11 protein-coding genes are annotated in these 14,686 nt (G+C 74.9%); 3 read left to right on the forward strand and 8 right to left on the reverse strand.

Annotated elements, in window-relative coordinates:
- Positions 1 to 96: 96 nt before the first annotated feature.
- Entirely contained in the window at positions 97 to 612 is a 516-nt protein-coding gene (locus OG715_RS17440) for a SigE family RNA polymerase sigma factor (RefSeq protein WP_266269710.1), read from the forward strand.
- Positions 609 to 1,685 carry a hypothetical protein gene (locus tag OG715_RS17445; protein ID WP_266269711.1) on the forward strand — a complete coding sequence of 359 codons (1,077 nt, stop codon included), beginning with the start codon at positions 609 to 611 and terminating at the stop codon, positions 1,683 to 1,685. Before OG715_RS17440 ends, OG715_RS17445 begins: the two co-directional genes overlap by 4 nt.
- Before the next feature lie 110 nt (positions 1,686 to 1,795).
- Here OG715_RS17445 and ahcY read toward each other — a convergent pair whose 3' ends face one another.
- The 6 genes from ahcY to OG715_RS17475 form a co-directional block, all read right to left on the reverse strand.
- Positions 1,796 to 3,244, reverse strand: coding sequence for an adenosylhomocysteinase (gene ahcY / locus OG715_RS17450; RefSeq protein WP_266269712.1), 1,449 nt, complete (start codon positions 3,242 to 3,244; stop codon positions 1,796 to 1,798).
- 320 nt (positions 3,245 to 3,564) lie between these two features.
- Positions 3,565 to 4,542 carry a cation diffusion facilitator family transporter gene (locus tag OG715_RS17455; RefSeq protein WP_266269713.1) on the reverse strand — a complete coding sequence of 326 codons (978 nt, stop codon included), beginning with the start codon at positions 4,540 to 4,542 and terminating at the stop codon, positions 3,565 to 3,567.
- A 108-nt stretch (positions 4,543 to 4,650) separates the two neighbouring features.
- The gene (locus OG715_RS17460; RefSeq protein WP_266269714.1) at positions 4,651 to 5,949 is read right to left on the reverse strand and encodes an SIS domain-containing protein; all 1,299 of its coding nucleotides are present in this window, start codon (positions 5,947 to 5,949) and stop codon (positions 4,651 to 4,653) included.
- Positions 5,950 to 6,044: 95 nt separating this feature from the next.
- Positions 6,045 to 6,227, reverse strand: a complete 183-nt coding sequence (locus tag OG715_RS17465; RefSeq protein ID WP_030398084.1) for a Trm112 family protein — start codon at positions 6,225 to 6,227, stop codon at positions 6,045 to 6,047.
- A 98-nt stretch (positions 6,228 to 6,325) separates the two neighbouring features.
- Positions 6,326 to 7,708, reverse strand: a complete 1,383-nt coding sequence (locus OG715_RS17470) for a phosphomannomutase/phosphoglucomutase (protein ID WP_266269715.1) — start codon at positions 7,706 to 7,708, stop codon at positions 6,326 to 6,328.
- A gap of 174 nt (positions 7,709 to 7,882) precedes the next feature.
- Positions 7,883 to 8,248 carry a DUF3499 domain-containing protein gene (locus OG715_RS17475; protein ID WP_030398082.1) on the reverse strand — a complete coding sequence of 122 codons (366 nt, stop codon included), beginning with the start codon at positions 8,246 to 8,248 and terminating at the stop codon, positions 7,883 to 7,885.
- A 293-nt stretch (positions 8,249 to 8,541) separates the two neighbouring features.
- Between OG715_RS17475 and OG715_RS17480 the strand changes: the two genes are divergently transcribed.
- Positions 8,542 to 8,865, forward strand: a complete 324-nt coding sequence (locus OG715_RS17480; RefSeq protein WP_407660988.1) for a metallopeptidase family protein — start codon at positions 8,542 to 8,544, stop codon at positions 8,863 to 8,865.
- Positions 8,866 to 8,934: 69 nt separating this feature from the next.
- Here the strand turns inward: OG715_RS17480 and OG715_RS17485 are convergent, their stop codons facing one another.
- A complete protein-coding gene (locus tag OG715_RS17485; protein ID WP_266269716.1) occupies positions 8,935 to 10,665 on the reverse strand; it encodes a DUF5719 family protein in 1,731 nt (576 codons plus the stop codon).
- A 6-nt stretch (positions 10,666 to 10,671) separates the two neighbouring features.
- Complete coding sequence (locus OG715_RS17490) at positions 10,672 to 14,559, reverse strand: glycosyltransferase family 2 protein (protein WP_266269717.1); 3,888 nt, start codon at positions 14,557 to 14,559, stop codon at positions 10,672 to 10,674.
- Positions 14,560 to 14,686 lie beyond the last annotated feature (127 nt).

Raw genomic sequence — 14,686 nt, forward strand, 5'->3', positions numbered from 1 at the left:
CGAACCGGCTCGAACGGACGTGCAACCTCAGCCCGGCCCCCCGCATTAGGGAGGTGTGCGCCGCGACCGCGGCGCCGCGGAAGGGAGCATCCATCGATGGCGAAGCAGACCCGCGACGCCGAATTCACCGCGTACGTGGCCTCCAGGGGCGGCTGGCTGCGCAAGGTCGCCTATCTGCTGTGCGGGGACTGGCACCGGGCGGACGACCTGGTCCAGGAGAGCATCACCAAGCTCTACACGCACTGGCCACGGATCGGCGAGGTGGAGAACCTCGACGGCTACGCCCGCCGGGTGCTGGTGAACACGTTCCTGGCCGAGCAGCGCTCACCGTGGTGGCGGCGGATCAGCCGCACCGGCGCCGAGCCGGACGTCGTCTCGGTGCTGCCGGACCTCGACACCGCGCTGGACCTGCGCCGGGCGCTGGCCGCGCTGCCGCCGCGCCAGCGGGCCACAGTGGTGCTCCGGTACTACTGCGACCTGACGGTCGACCAGGCCGCCGAGGTGCTCGGCTGCTCGCCCGGCAACGTCAAGAGTCAGAGCTCCCGCGCGCTGTACACCCTCCGGAGCCGTCTCGTCCCCCGTCCCGCCTCCACCGAGAGGACCACGTCATGACCGTCGACGAGCACCATGACCTGACCGAACGCCTGGCGACCGTCGCCGATTCGCCCGCGCCACCGACCGGCTTCGACTCCGCCTCGGCCGTCCGACAGGGGCGGGCCCGCCTGCGCCGCCGGCGCCGGGCCGCGGTCGGCGGGGTCGCGGCCCTGACCGCGGCGGTCCTCACCGGCACGCTGCTGCTGGAGCCGGGCTCCGACGACGGGCCCGCCGGCTCCCGGGCCCCGGTGGCACCCGCCGCCGCACCGTCGGCCACCGCCGCACCGTCGGCCGGTGCCGCGATCACCCCGCCCACCGCCGTCCCGCCGGCCGGCAGCGACCCGCTGACCAGCGAGGTCAGGTTCGGCTGGCTGCCCGCGTGGGCGAGCGACGTCGGCTATCAGGCGGGCGCCTCCGGTCTGGCCGCCTCGGCCGGCGGAAAGGCGTCGGACTCCCCGGTGATCAGGCTCTCGTTCTTCCCCCCCGGGCCGGAACCGGAGATCGACCTGACCTCGACGGTTCCTCAGGTGAAGAGCCCGGCCCCACCGGTCGACGGACGGACTGCCTACTGGCTGACCCGGCAGGCCAACGGCATCTACAACCGCATGCTGCGCTGGCAGACGCCCTCCGGCGGCTGGGCGCAGCTCTACCCGTACGCGGGCGGCTCCGCCGACCACGCCGACGAAACGGTGCTGCGGATCGCGGCCGGGGTCTCGTTCGGGAGCTGGGACGTGCCGCTGCCGCTCTGGTTCAGCGGCCTGCCGGACTCCTTCCGGCCGCAGGACTCCTCGCTGACCCGGCGCACGAACAGCGTGCTCCCCTGGTTCACCGAGATCGAGTTCCAGGTCGAGGGCCGCAAGGTCGAGGTCACGGCGGCCCCTGACATGGAACTGGCCCCCGGCGACGTCCAGAACGGCCCTTCCTCGCCGACCTGCCGGACCGAACATGGGGTGAAGGTCTGCGCGGCGGTCTCGGACGGCGGCGCCCCGGCGGCGCTCGATCAGCTCGGCGGTCTGACGGGCCTGCTCGGCCTGGTCGGGGTCGCTGGTCTCGACGAGAGCACCTGGACCACCGACGTCCTGCGCCGCTGACCCCGAGCGTCCGGGGCCCGGGCCCCGGACGCTCGGGCAGCCTCCGAGAACGCCGGTGGCCGGCGCCCCCACGAGGGGACGCCGGCCACCGGCGCTTGCCTGTCACCGCATCAGTAGCGGTACTGCTCCGCCTTGTACGGGCCCTCGACCGGAACGCCGATGTAGTCGGCCTGGTCCTTGGAGAGCACGGTGAGCTTCACGCCCAGCGCGTCGAGGTGCAGCCGGGCGACCTTCTCGTCCAGGTGCTTCGGCAGCACGTAGACGCCGATCGGGTACTGCTCGGTCTTCGTGAACAGCTCGATCTGGGCGATCGTCTGGTTGGCGAAGGAGTTGGACATCACGAACGACGGGTGGCCGGTCGCGTTGCCAAGGTTCAGCAGACGGCCCTCGGACAGCACGATGATGGTCCGGCCGTCCTCCTTGCGCCACTCGTGGACCTGCGGCTTGACCTCGGTCTTCACGACGCCCGGGAGCTTCGCGAGGCCGGCCATGTCGATCTCGTTGTCGAAGTGGCCGATGTTGCCGACGATGGCCTGGTGCTTCATCCGGGCCATGTGCGAGGCCATGATGATGTCCTTGTTGCCGGTCGTCGTGATGAAGATGTCGGCCGTCTCGACGACGTCCTCCAGGGTCGCGACCTGGTAGCCGTCCATCGCCGCCTGCAGCGCGCAGATCGGGTCGATCTCGGTGACGATGACGCGGGCGCCCTGGCCGCGCAGCGACTCGGCGCAGCCCTTGCCCACGTCGCCGTAGCCGGCGACGACGGCGACCTTGCCGCCGATCAGGACGTCGGTGGCGCGGTTGATGCCGTCGATCAGCGAGTGGCGGCAGCCGTACTTGTTGTCGAACTTCGACTTGGTGACCGAGTCGTTGACGTTGATCGCCGGGAACAGCAGCTTGCCGTCACGGTGCATCTCGTACAGGCGGTGGACACCGGTGGTGGTCTCCTCGGTGACGCCCTTGATGGTGGCGGCGACCTCGGTCCACTTGTTCGGGGTGTCCTTGAGGGTGCGGTTGAGCAGCTCCAGGATGATCCGGAACTCGTCGTTGTCCGCGGTGGACGGGTCCGGCGCGACACCGGCCTTCTCGAACTCGACGCCCTTGTGGATCAGCAGGGTGGCGTCGCCGCCGTCGTCCAGGATCATGTTCGGGGTCTGGCCGTTCGGCCAGGTCAGCGCCTTCTCCGTGCACCACCAGTATTCGTCCAGGGTCTCGCCCTTCCAGGCGAAGACCGGAACGCCCTGCGGGTTCTCCGGGGTGCCGTTCGGGCCGACGGCGATGGCCGCGGCGGCGTGGTCCTGGGTGGAGAAGATGTTGCAGGAGCACCAGCGGACCTCGGCACCGAGGGCGGTGAGGGTCTCGATGAGGACGGCGGTCTGCACGGTCATGTGCAGCGAGCCGGTGATCCGGGCGCCGGCCAGCGGCTGCGACTCGGCGTACTCGGCGCGGATCGTCATCAGGCCGGGCATCTCGTGCTCGGCGAGCTGGATCTCCTTGCGGCCGAACGGGGCCAGGGAAAGGTCGGCGACCTTGAAGTCACCGGTGATGTCGGTCGACATGCGTGTCTGCTCCTCGCTGAGGGGGTGGGGCGGGGCCAAGGTCCTGGGGTGCGTCACAACACGGCGGGCCGCGACGGTGTGCGGCGACGCCAGGGCCACCGGCCCGCGGCCGGGTCGGCGCGGTACGGCTGTCCTGTTGCTCGGCACAAACCGTCGGAGGACCTCTCTCCCTCGACCGGCGCGCCCCCGTGGGGGGCGGGTCACCGATCGACCGCCATCAGCAGCGACGTTCTGGCTCTGGGGACGAATCTACACCGACGGCCCTGCGGAACGGCCCGGTACGGCCGTTTTTCGGCCTCCGGGCCGGAGCCCGCGCAGGCTCAGTGCGCCCCGCCGGGAACGGGTCCGCCGGGCGTGGCGTACGGGTCGTCACACGCCGCCTCCTTCTCCGCGCTGTAGATGTCCGGCTCCAGGTAGATGACCCGGGCGATCGGCACCGCCCGCCGGATCCGGACCTCGGCGGCGTCGATCGCCGCGGCGACCTCGGGGGCCGTCGAGTCGGCCGGGACGGCGATCTTGGCGGCGACCAGCAGTTCCTCCGGGCCGAGGTGCAGGGTGCGCATGTGGATCACCCGGTCCACGGAGTCGTGGTCGACCAGCGCGTCCCGGATCCGGGCCACCACCTCGGGGTGGGCCGACTCGCCGAGCAGCAGCGACCTGGTCTCGACCGCCAGCACGAAGGCGATGACGATCAGCAGCACGCCGATGCACAGCGTGCCGACGCCGTCCCAGACCCCGTCGCCGGTGATCGCGGTCAGCCCCACCCCGAACAGCGCCAGCACCAGGCCGATCAGCGCGCCGGTGTCCTCCAGCAGCACGACCGGCAGTTCGGGCGCCTTCGCCCGGCGGATGTACGCCGGCCAGCCGTGCGTCCCCTTGTCCTTCACGGCCTCGCGGAACGCGGTGAGGAAGGACCAGCCCTCCAGCGCGATGGCGAGGACCAGCACGCCCACCGGCCAGTACCAGTTGTCCAGCTCGTGCGGGTGGGCGATCTTCTCGTAGCCCTCGTAGACGGCGAACATGCCGCCGACGCTGAACAGCACGATCGACACCAGGAACGCGTAGATGTACCGCTCGCGCCCGTAGCCGAACGGGTGCTGGGGGGTGGCCTCGCGCTGCGCCCGCTTGCCGCCGATCAGCAGCAGCACCTGGTTGCCGGAGTCGGCCACCGAGTGGACGCCCTCGGCGAGCATCGAGGAGGAGCCGGAGAAGGCGAACGCGACGAACTTGCTCACCGCGATGCCCAGGTTCGCGGCCAGCGCCGCGATCAGCGCCTTGGTACCGCCTTCGGTGCTCATTGCTCGGAAGGTCCCTCCGTCGGGGGCCGTCCGCGCGGCCCGTGACCGGTCGTCCGGTGGCCCGGTCGTCGTCGAGCGCATACGGTACCGGGCCGACCCGCCGCAGGCTCAGGACTGGGCGGCGAGCCCGAGGTAGACGGCGGCGAAGTCGGTGAGCGCGACCAGCTCGACCAGTGCGTGCAGCGGCTCGGCGCGGCGGCCGGCGTACTCGGTCAGCCGGACGTCGTGGGCGGCCGCGAGCCGGTGCGCGCGGGTGACGCCGTAGCTGCGCGGACGCGCGTCGTCGGCCGGGACCTCGACCGGGCCGCCGTCGTCCTCCCCGGGTGCTCCCCCGAGCCCGGGACCGGCGGAACCGGCACCGGCGGGCGCCTCCTCGACGGTCTGCCGCAGCAGCAGGACCTGGAGGTGCAGCGGGTCCGGCTCGTCGACCCGGTCGCGGAAGAAGTCGTCCGGGTCGGCGCCCGCGCCGAGCTGGCCGGTGAACATGCCCCGGTGCGCGGTCAGCGCCTGCGGCAGCAGGCCCGCCAGGGCCGGGCGGCCGGCCCGTTCGGCGAGCTGGGCGGCGAACCGCCCGGCCGCGGCGCCGGCCACCGGTCCCTCCGCCCAGAGCAGCGGGACGGTCCCGGCCAGCCTGGCGGCCAGGCTCTTCGCCGGGTTGGTGTACGCGGCGGCGTCCGGCCGGCAGCGGACGGCGGTGGCGTCCAGCAGGTCGGCGGTCGCCGCGAGCGCGTCGTAGGGCAGCGGGGTGACACCCAGCTTCTGGGTGAGCGCGAGCAGCGGGGCGAGGTGGGCCCAGAGCGCGGCCGGGTCCTCGGCGGGCAGGTCGGGCTCACCGCCCCGGCCGCGTTCGCCGTCGTCGTCGGGCGCGTCGGAGGTGTCGGCGGAGGGCACGAACGGCAGTGGCAGCGCCCGGACCTGCAACGCTGCCTCGGCGAGCGGGCTGCCCCCGGGGGCGGTGACCACGATCGCGCAGCCGCGCGCGTAGGCCTGCTCGGCGAGGGCGACCAGGCCGCGTTCGCCACCGGCGGCGGAGCTGATCACCAGCAGGTCGAGCGGGCCCGCCCAGCCGGGGAGCTGCCAGGCCAGGCCGGCCGTGAAGACGGGCGGGGCGCTGGCGCGGTCGGTGCGCGGGACGGGCGCGGCGTCGGTGGGCGGCAGCGGGGCGACCAGGCTGGCGGGGCCGGCCAGCGCGGCGAGCATCTCGCCGGCGGTCAGCGCGCTGCCGTGCCCGGCGACCAGGACGGCGCGCGGGCGGCCGTCGGGCCGCAGCCGGTCCAGGCCGGCCGCCTCGGCGAGCCGCAGCGCGGTGCGGACCCGGGCGCCGGAGCCGGCCAGGGCGAGCAGGGCGCGGTCGCGGTCGGCGCGCCGGAGGGCGGCCGGGTCGTCGAGCAGGGTGTCGTCGAGCATGCGGCGGGCCTCCGGCTGCTGGCTGGGCGCTGAGGACGGCGGACGAGCGGGGCGGCCGTCCCCGGTCGGGGACCGGGCGGCGCCCCGCCCCAGGATCAGGCCGGGCGGCGGGCCTCGTCCACCAGCAGGACCGGAATGCCGTCGCGCACCGGGTACGCCAGGCCGCAGGTCTCGCCGGCGCAGAGCAGCTCGGGCTGCTCCTCGGTGCCGCCCTCGGTGAGCGCGGACCGGCACTGCGGGCAGACCAGGATCTCCAGCAGGAAGGATTCGAGCTTCATGGGTTGGGTCTCCGGTCTCGGTACGGGTTCTCGGCCGTCGGCACAGCGGTGCCCCGGCCGAGAGGAAACCCTACCGGCCGGGGCACCGGGGCCGTACGTCAGGCGCGGACGATCGCGAGCACGCCGTCGCGCAGTTCGGCCATCCTGGCCGGGTCCTTGGCCTCGACGTTGAGGCGCAGCAGCGGCTCGGTGTTGGAGGCGCGCAGGTTGAACCACCAGTCCGGGCCGGCCACGGTGAGGCCGTCCAGCTCGTCGACCTCGGTGCCCTCGACGGCGTAGGCGGCGCGGACGGCGTCGGTCCGGGCGGCCTGGTCGGCGACGGTGCTGTTGATCTCGCCGGAGGCGGCGTAGCGGTCGTACTCGGCGGTGAGCGCGGAGAGGGTGCCCGGCTGCCCGCCGAGGGCGGCCAGCACGTGCAGCGCGGCGAGCATGCCGGTGTCCGCGCGCCAGAAGTCGCGGAAGTAGTAGTGGGCGGAGTGCTCGCCGCCGAAGACGGCGTCGGTGACGGCCATCTCCTGCTTGATGAAGGAGTGGCCGACCCGGGTGCGGACGGGCTTGCCGCCGAGCTCGCGGACCACCTCGGGGACGGTCCAGGAGGTGATCAGGTTGTGGATGATCGTCGGCTCGTCCTCGCCGGCGGCCCGGGCGCGGGCGATCTCGCGGGCGGCGACCAGCGCGGTGATGGCCGAGGGGGAGACCGGCTCGCCGCGCTCGTCGACGACGAAGCAGCGGTCGGCGTCGCCGTCGAAGGCGAGGCCGAGGTCGGCGCCGACCTCGCGGACCTTGGCCTGGAGGTCGACCAGGTTCTTCGGGTCGAGCGGGTTGGCCTCGTGGTTGGGGAAGGTGCCGTCCAGCTCGAAGTACATCGGGACGAGCTCGATCGGCAGACCGTCGAACACGGTCGGCACGGTGTGGCCGCCCATGCCGTTGCCGGCGTCGACGGCGACCTTGAGCGGGCGGATCGCGGTGAGGTCGACCAGGCCGAGCAGGTGGTCGGCGTAGCCGCGCAGGGTGTCCTGCTCGCTGAGGGCGCCGGGCGCCACGTCGCGGGCGGGGACGGTGACAGTGTCGTCGTCGGCGGTCCAGGACTCGACCAGCTCGCGGATCTCGGAGAGCCCGGTGTCCTGGCCGACCGGGGCGGCGCCGGCCCGGCAGAGCTTGATGCCGTTGTACTCGGCCGGGTTGTGGCTGGCGGTGAACATCGCGCCGGGCAGGTCGAGCGAACCGCTGGCGTAGTACAGCTGGTCGGTGGAGCAGAGGCCGATCAGCACCACGTCGGCGCCGTGGCCGGCCGCGCCCTCGGCGAAGGCCTGGCTGAGCGACGGGGAGGAGGGGCGCATGTCGTGGCCGACGACGATCGCGGACGCGCCGGTGACCTGCACGAACGCGGCGCCGAAGGCCCGGGAGAGGTTCTCGTCCCACTGGTCCGGGACGACGCCCCGTACGTCGTACGCCTTCACGAGCTGCTTGAGGTCGCGCACTGCGGCTCCACCCTGGTTCTGTGTCTGATCGGCGAACGCGCCGGCGCCCTGGCCGGCGGACCGGTCGCCCCTGGTCACGGTAGGTCCGGGCACGGCGGCGGCCGGTACCCGGTAGGGGGGCAGCGTACCCGGGCGGGCGGAACGGTTCGTGCCGGGGCGGGGGAGGTCCGGGGCTCAGTTGTCGGGCGAGCGGAGCACCCGGAGGTGGCCGCGGCGGCCGGCCTCGGTGGACTCGCCCTCGGGGGCGCGGCCCTGACGCGGGGTCTGCGGGCGCGCGGCCTCGCGGACGGCGTTGGCGAGCGCCTCCAGGTCGTCACTGCTGCGGCGCAGCGGACCGGCCTCGGCGGCGAGCCTGACCACGTCCCAGCCGCGCGGGGCGGTGAGGCGCTCGGCGTGCCCCGCGCACAGGTCGTAGCAGTGCGGCTCAGCGTAGGTCGCGAGCGGGCCGAGGACGGCGGTGGAGTCCGCGTAGACGTACGTCAGCGTCGCGACGGCCGGACGGCCGCACGCGGTCCGCGAACAACGACGTACAGAGCTCACGAGGGTGGACGGTACCGCACTCCTTGCCGGGGAGCGAAGACCGCCTGTCCGGAAGGTGTGCCGTGTCGCGGTCCGCGCGCCGCCCGGGCGCTCCGCTCGCCCCGGGCGAACAGGTGCGGGGGTGGTCCACTTCCTGGCATCCAAGGACTACTCTCGGCAGTGATATGGACAGCTCCGCACCGCAGTCATCGACGGGTCCCTCACGCCGCCCCCGGCACCGTGACCGGCACGGCAGGGGTCTCCGCGGCCCGCTGGCGCCGCCGCAGGTACCGATCTCGCTCACCCGCTCCGAGTTGTTCGACGACTATGTGCGCGAGTCGGTGGAGCGTCTTGAGCGGCGCTGGCCGCAATTGATCGAGGTGGAGTTCGCCGTCCAGGAGGTGCCGCTGCACGAGCCGGACGGCGCCGATTCCGACGGCGGGGTGCCGCTGGGGCGGGTGTCGCCGGGTCAGCAGGGCCGCAAGAGCCAGATCGTGGTGTACCGCAGACCGGTGGAGATCCGGGCGAAGTCGCGCGAGGACCGCGCGGCGCTGGTGCACGAGATCCTGATCGAGCAGGTGGCGGAGCTGCTGGGGCTCTCCCCCGACGCGATCGACCCGCGGTACGACGAGGACTGAGCCGCCGCGGCGCGGGGGCCGCCGCCCGAACCGGGTGGCGGCCCCCGCGCCGTGCTGTCGGCGCACCGCTCAGCGCAGGACCACGCCCGGGTCCTGGGAGGCCTGCGGGACCTTGACGGTGGAGCGGTCGTCGCGCAGGGCCTGGACGGTGAACATCGGCACGTCCTTGGTGGGGAGCGCGAGCATCCGCGCGGCGACGACCGGGCCGCCGGAGACGGTCTCCGCGGTGAGCGCGAAGGCGCCGTTCAGCCCGGTGGGCTCGGGCGCCGGGAGGGCGACGGTGCCACCGGCCGGGAGCTGGACCTCCTTGGTGGTGGGCGTGCCGCCGCCGGTGCCGGCCGAGGCGGTGACCCGCACGGTGGCGGCCTCGCCGGTGGAGGTCAGGAAGAGCGTGGACGGCCCGCCGCCCCGGTTGTCGGCCACGGTGGCGCGGGCGCCGACCGGCGCGGTACCGGCCAGCCAGGCGGCGTCGGACTTGCCGTTCGCCCCGGCGCGGTCGACCCGCACGCCGGCCACCACGCGGGTGGGGTGCTTGTCGTCGGTGGGCGACACCCGCAGCCCGGCGACCTCGTCGCGGGTCACCTTGCCGAGGTCCACCGAGGCGACCGTGCCCGCCTTGACGTGGATGGACTCGTTCCCGGCCGGGACGAACCAGCCGTTCTTGCCGGAGAGCTCGATCTTGAGGTCCGCGTCGTCCTCCGGCGGGGCCCAGACCACCAGGTGGGCGGCCGAGGTGTCGGCGGGCAGGCCGGGCATCACCTGGACGGGCGCGGGGTCGGCGGAGGCGGGCACCCAGTCGGCGCCCTTGCTGCCGTCGGCGGCGTGCAGGGCGGCGCCGACCCGGCCGGAGCGGGCGACCACGTGCACGGCGAGGTCGGCGACCTGGCCCTTGCTGATAGTGGGCAGCAGGACCGACTGGGAGCTGCCGGGGGCGACGGTGATGCCGTTGGCGGCGTCGTTCTCGATCAGGCCCTTGTCGCCGTAGAGCTTGATGTCGACCACGGCGGCGGTGGACTCGGCGTTGACCAGGCTGACGTAGTCGGTGCGGCCCTCGGCGGTGGAGGCGCCCGCGAACCAGAAGCCGGTGCCGGACGGCGTGCAGGTGATCCCGGACAGGCCGAGGCCGCGCTGCTCGGTGACGGTGGTGGTCTGGGTGACGGTGAAGCCGGGGGCGAGCGCGCCGGTGGCGACGGCCCCGGCGCCGGGCGCCAGGTCGCTGTTGGCGGCGGGGGCGGACACCGGGGTGCCGGGCTTGGCCAGGGTGAGCCGGGCGTCGGCGGGCGCGGCGTTCTTGTCGGCGGCGGCCGCGGCGGCCTGGGTGGGCGCACCACCGGCGGCCGGGGTCGCGGGGGCCGGCGCCGCGGGGGCCGACGGCGCCGTGCCCGGGGCGGCGGCCGGCGCGGCCGCGTCGGAGATCCAGCCGGAGCCGGCGGTGCCGTCGCCGCTGCCGGTGCCAGTGCCCGGCGGGGTGTACGCGGTGAGCGTGGTGGAGCCGGTGAGGCCCTGGAGCGGCTGCGGGCAGACCACGGCGGTCCGCTCGACCTGCGCCGAGGTGGCGGTGGCCAGGTCGGTGGCCGCCGGGGCGGCGGGCTTGCGGAGCTCGGCGATGCCGAACACCGCCGCCAGCACCACGGCGGCGGCCAGCAGCGACCGGGTGGTGCGGGCGGCGCCGGAGCCCCGGGGCGCCGCCGGGGCCGCCGGGGCCGGGCCGGCCGGGGCGCCGTCGAAGGTGCCGGTCCCCCCGGCCGCGCGGGCGGTGTCCGGCGTGCCGGACTTCTTCCTGAAGGCGGGCTTCTTCATCGCGGGTCAGCTCCCCGATCCGTGGTGGTGCGGGTACCGGCCCGGGCCGTTCGGGCTGTTCGGGTAGTTCGGGTCGTTCTGGTGGTTCTGGTGGTTCTGGTGGTTCGGGTCCTGCTGTTCGTAGTAGGGCTCGCCCTGCTGCCCCGGCACCCAGGGCTGCTGCTCCGGCTGCTGGTACTGGTCGTAGCCGTACTGCTGCTGCTCGCCCTGGTAGGGCTGGTAGCCCTGCTGCTGGTAGCCCTCCTGGCCGCCGTAGCCCTGGCCGCCGTACGGCGTGCCGACCGGCTGCTGCGCGTACGGGTCGTAGCTGTACGGGTCGGCCTGCTGGTACGTCTGGTACGGGTCGGCGTACGGCTCGGCCTCCTGCGCGGCGGCGGCCGCCAGGACCGCTCCGGCCGACGGCTCGGCCGCCGGGCGGTCCGTGCCCTGGCCCGGCCGGCCCTCGTACACCCCGGCGTCCGGGTCGGCCGGCTCCGGGCCCTCGTTCTCGGCGCCCTCGCCCCGCTCGGCCATCCGGCGGGCCCGGCGGCTGCCGGGGACCGGGGCCTGCGCCTGGGCGGCGGCGGCCAGCTCGGCGGCGGCGACCACGTCCTCGGGCAGGTCGTCGTCCTTGTGGTTGCGCCGGCCGGGCAGGGCCAGCACCAGCACGGTCAGGCCGAGCAGCAGCTGGGCCCAGGTCCAGCCGGTGTGCAGCAGGCTGCCCTCACGGGTGAGGACCAGCTTGCCGCCCGCGGCGGGGAGCTTGAAACCCTGTGCCCAGCCGTCGACGGTGACCCGCTCCAGGGCGGTGCCGTCCAGGGTGGCCGTCCACTCGGGGGCGGCGGACTCGGCGAGCCGCAGCACCCGGCCCTCGGGGCCGGCCGGAAGGGTGGTGTCGATGTCGCGCGGGCCGGACGGGACCACCACCGGGACGGTGCCCGGCGCGGTGATCAGGGCCCGGGTCGCGGGGGTGCCGTCGACCTGCCAGAGCGCGGCGCCGCTGTCCTGGTTGGCCTTGACCAGGCCGGGCGTGGTGTCCAGGACGTCCTTGAAGGCACCGATCAGCGGCTGGTCGACCAGCACGTAGGCGATGCCGTAGCGGGAGAGCGCGCCCGCCTGGTCGGCACCGGAGCCGGCCAGCAGGCTGCCGACGGTCCGGTCCAGGCCGGCCGTGGTGCCGGTCTCCGGATCGACGGTGGACTCGGCCTGGCCGAGCGTCAGACCGGAGCCCCGGGCCACGGTGTACGCGACCGATCCGCCCTTCGGGTCGCCGGTCAGGACCAGGGTGCGGGAGCGGTCGGTGGTACCGGCCTGTTCGGCGATGAACGCGGGCACCTGGGCGCCGCGGCCCCGGTGCAGCGGGCCGTCGGCGCCGGTGACGGCCCACCAGAGGCCGGTGCCCAGCGGGGCGAGCAGCGCGGCGGCCACCACCAGCGCGGCCACCGGCTGGCGCCAGCCGAAGGCGATGCCGGCGACCCGGGCGTTGGCGCCGTCGGCGCCGATGGCGGCGGCGGCCAGCAGGGCGACACCGGCCAGCAGGGTGGCCGGGCCGGACCACGCGGGCACGGCCGGACCGCCGGAGGCGGGGGTCACCGAGGTACCGGCCACCGCGACCGCGAAGACCAGTCCGGCCCCGGCGGCGCCCCAGGCGGCCAGTACCGCGCGGCGGCGGTCGGCGCGCAGCAGGGCGGCCAGCGCGGCCAGCACCACACCGGCGGAGAGCCAGACCGGCGGCACCCCGGCACCGCCGGGGTTGACCATCAGCAGCCCGGCCGAGGTCGGGCCGGAGCCGTGCAGACCGGGCAGGCCGGCCTCCAGCAGCAGCCGCTGCGGGTGCGAGAGCACCTGCAGCGACCAGGGCGCGAGCACCCCGACCGGCACCGCGAGGATCACCAGCACCCGCAGGCCGAGCAGCCGCAGCGCGGTGGCACCGGAGCCGAAGGCCCCGCCGCGGACGACGGCGGTGACCAGCATGGCCAGGCAGAGCGGCACCGCCAGTGCCCAGACCAGCGGGACGAAGGCGGTGGCCAGGGTGAGCAGCAGGACTGCCATCCAGACCGGCCGCCAACCGGGGCGGGCGCCCTTGGCGGCGCTCTCGGCGCGGATGCCGAGACCGGCGGCGATCGCCGCGGCGCGGGCCAGCGGCGGGAGCAGCACGGCCAGCACGGCGGTGCCGATCCGGCCCTGGGCGAGCGCGCCGGTGGCGGCGGGCAGCAGCGCGTAGGTGGCGCTGGCCCAGGCGCGGACCAGCTTGGAGTCGATCAGCGGCCGGGAGACCAGGTAGGCGCTCACGGCGGAGAGCGGGACGGCGAGCACGACCAGCAGGGTGACCGCGAGGTCGGCGTGGTCGAACAGCATCCAGGAGAGGATCGACAGCACCGCGAGGTAGGGCGGCGCGGCGGCGGTGGAGCCGGTGCCGACGGGGTGCCAGGCGTCGGCGTACATCGACCAGAGCCCGGCCGCGCCGTCGGTGGCGGGCAGCAGGGCGCCGCCGAACAGGGCCCCGCCGCCGAGCAGGTCGCGGCAGGCGACCAGGGCGAACACCAGCAGGGCGGCGAACAGCACCGGCGCCGGGCGCCGGGCGAGCTTCTTGATCAGCGCGAACTGCTCGACGACCAGGTCCTCGGAGTCCTCGTCGCCCGGCCCGGCCTCGACCGAACCGTGCCGGCCGCCGGTGTCGTCACCGCCCCCGATGCCGAGCGAGCCGACGACGCCCTCGACGGCGAGCCGGGCGGTGGCGCCGGGTGCGGGGAAGAGCGAGCGGTCGTCCAGCGCGTCGGCGGAGCGGGTGCGGCCGCGGCGCTTGCGGGCCGCCAGCAGTCGCGGCAGCCGGACGAGTTCGTGGCCGAGGCCGGCCAGCTCGTCGAAGGCCTGCTTGGGGTCCTTGCCGAGCAGGTTGGCGAACACCCGCAGCAGGGTGCCGAGCACCAGCCGGAGCAGGACGTAGGGGAAGAGCACGCCCTTGGAGTTGGCGAGCAGGGTGAAGACGGCGCCGGCCTTGTCCACCCGGTGCGGGTGGGCGGGGCCGCAGTCGATGGCGCGGCGCTCGCGGCTGGCGGCCTCGGCGTGCCGGAGCACGGCGTCCGGGGCGACCACGACGCGGTGGCCGGCGGCGTTGACCCGCCAGCAGAAGTCGGTGTCGTCGCGCATCAGCGGCAGTGCCCGGTCGAAGCCGCCGAGCTCCTCGAAGACGTCGCGGCGCACCAGCATGCCGGCGGTGGAGACGGCGAGCACCGGGCGGACCTGGTCGTGCTGGCCCTGGTCCTGCTCGCGCCGGTCGAGCCCGGTCCAGCGGCGGCCGGAGCGGGCGATGCTGACGCCGACCTCCAGCAGCTGCCGACGGTCGTACCAGCTGCGCAGCTTGGGGCCGACGACGGCGGCGCTGGGGGTGGAGTCGGCGACCTGGAGCAGCCGGCGCAGCGCGTCGGTCTGCGGCTCGCAGTCGTCGTGCAGCAGCCAGAGCCATTCGACCGGCGCGGTCTCCCGGGGGCCGCCCCGGCCGAGGTCGTCCTCCTCGCCGAGCGGGTCGCCGAAGTCGTCCCAGCCGCCGGTGACCGGGTCGTAGCCGGAGGGGTCGAGCCGGTAGGGCAGGTCCTCGGCGCGCAAGGGCGGGCTGTTGAACACCGCCTCGGCGACGGCGGTGCCGAAGCCGGCCCGGCGGCCGAGCACGGTCGGGCCGCTGTCGGGGAGCCAGTCGGCGAGGGTCTCGGCGAGCAGGCGCTGGGATTCGTCGGTGGAGCCGGTGTCGACCGCGAGGACGCGCTGGACCTGACGGTCCTGGCCGAGCAAGCCGGCGAGGGCCTGCGGCAGCCAGCGGGCGCCGTCGTGGGAGACGATCACGGCGGTGACCAGATGGCGCGGATAGGCGGGCGGCCTGCTGGCGGAGGAGCCGCTCTGGTGGCTGTAGACGGTCATCGAGTGCGCGGGCCCCAGTTCTCGGTGGACACAGCCGGTGAACGGCAACCGGATGGCGCACCACACTAACGGCTCCGGGTGTCGGCTCCGTCCACGGAGTCCGCCCGGGAACGCGAAAGCGCCTCAC

Origin of the sequence: Kitasatospora purpeofusca, from assembly GCF_036010405.1 — a bacterium.
In the GTDB taxonomy this organism is placed as follows: Bacteria; Actinomycetota; Actinomycetes; order Streptomycetales; family Streptomycetaceae; genus Kitasatospora; species Kitasatospora purpeofusca.

Coding starts and splice junctions, on each gene's coding strand:
- OG715_RS17465 (WP_030398084.1), bottom strand. CDS start 6,227: ATGAAGCTCGAATCCTTCCTGCTGGAGATCCTGGTCTGCCCGCAGTGC.
- OG715_RS17445 (WP_266269711.1), top strand. CDS start 609: ATGACCGTCGACGAGCACCATGACCTGACCGAACGCCTGGCGACCGTC.
- OG715_RS17485 (WP_266269716.1), bottom strand. CDS start 10,665: ATGAAGAAGCCCGCCTTCAGGAAGAAGTCCGGCACGCCGGACACCGCC.
- OG715_RS17455 (WP_266269713.1), bottom strand. CDS start 4,542: ATGAGCACCGAAGGCGGTACCAAGGCGCTGATCGCGGCGCTGGCCGCG.
- OG715_RS17440 (WP_266269710.1), top strand. CDS start 97: ATGGCGAAGCAGACCCGCGACGCCGAATTCACCGCGTACGTGGCCTCC.
- ahcY (WP_266269712.1), bottom strand. CDS start 3,244: ATGTCGACCGACATCACCGGTGACTTCAAGGTCGCCGACCTTTCCCTG.
- OG715_RS17490 (WP_266269717.1), bottom strand. CDS start 14,559: ATGACCGTCTACAGCCACCAGAGCGGCTCCTCCGCCAGCAGGCCGCCC.
- OG715_RS17460 (WP_266269714.1), bottom strand. CDS start 5,949: ATGCTCGACGACACCCTGCTCGACGACCCGGCCGCCCTCCGGCGCGCC.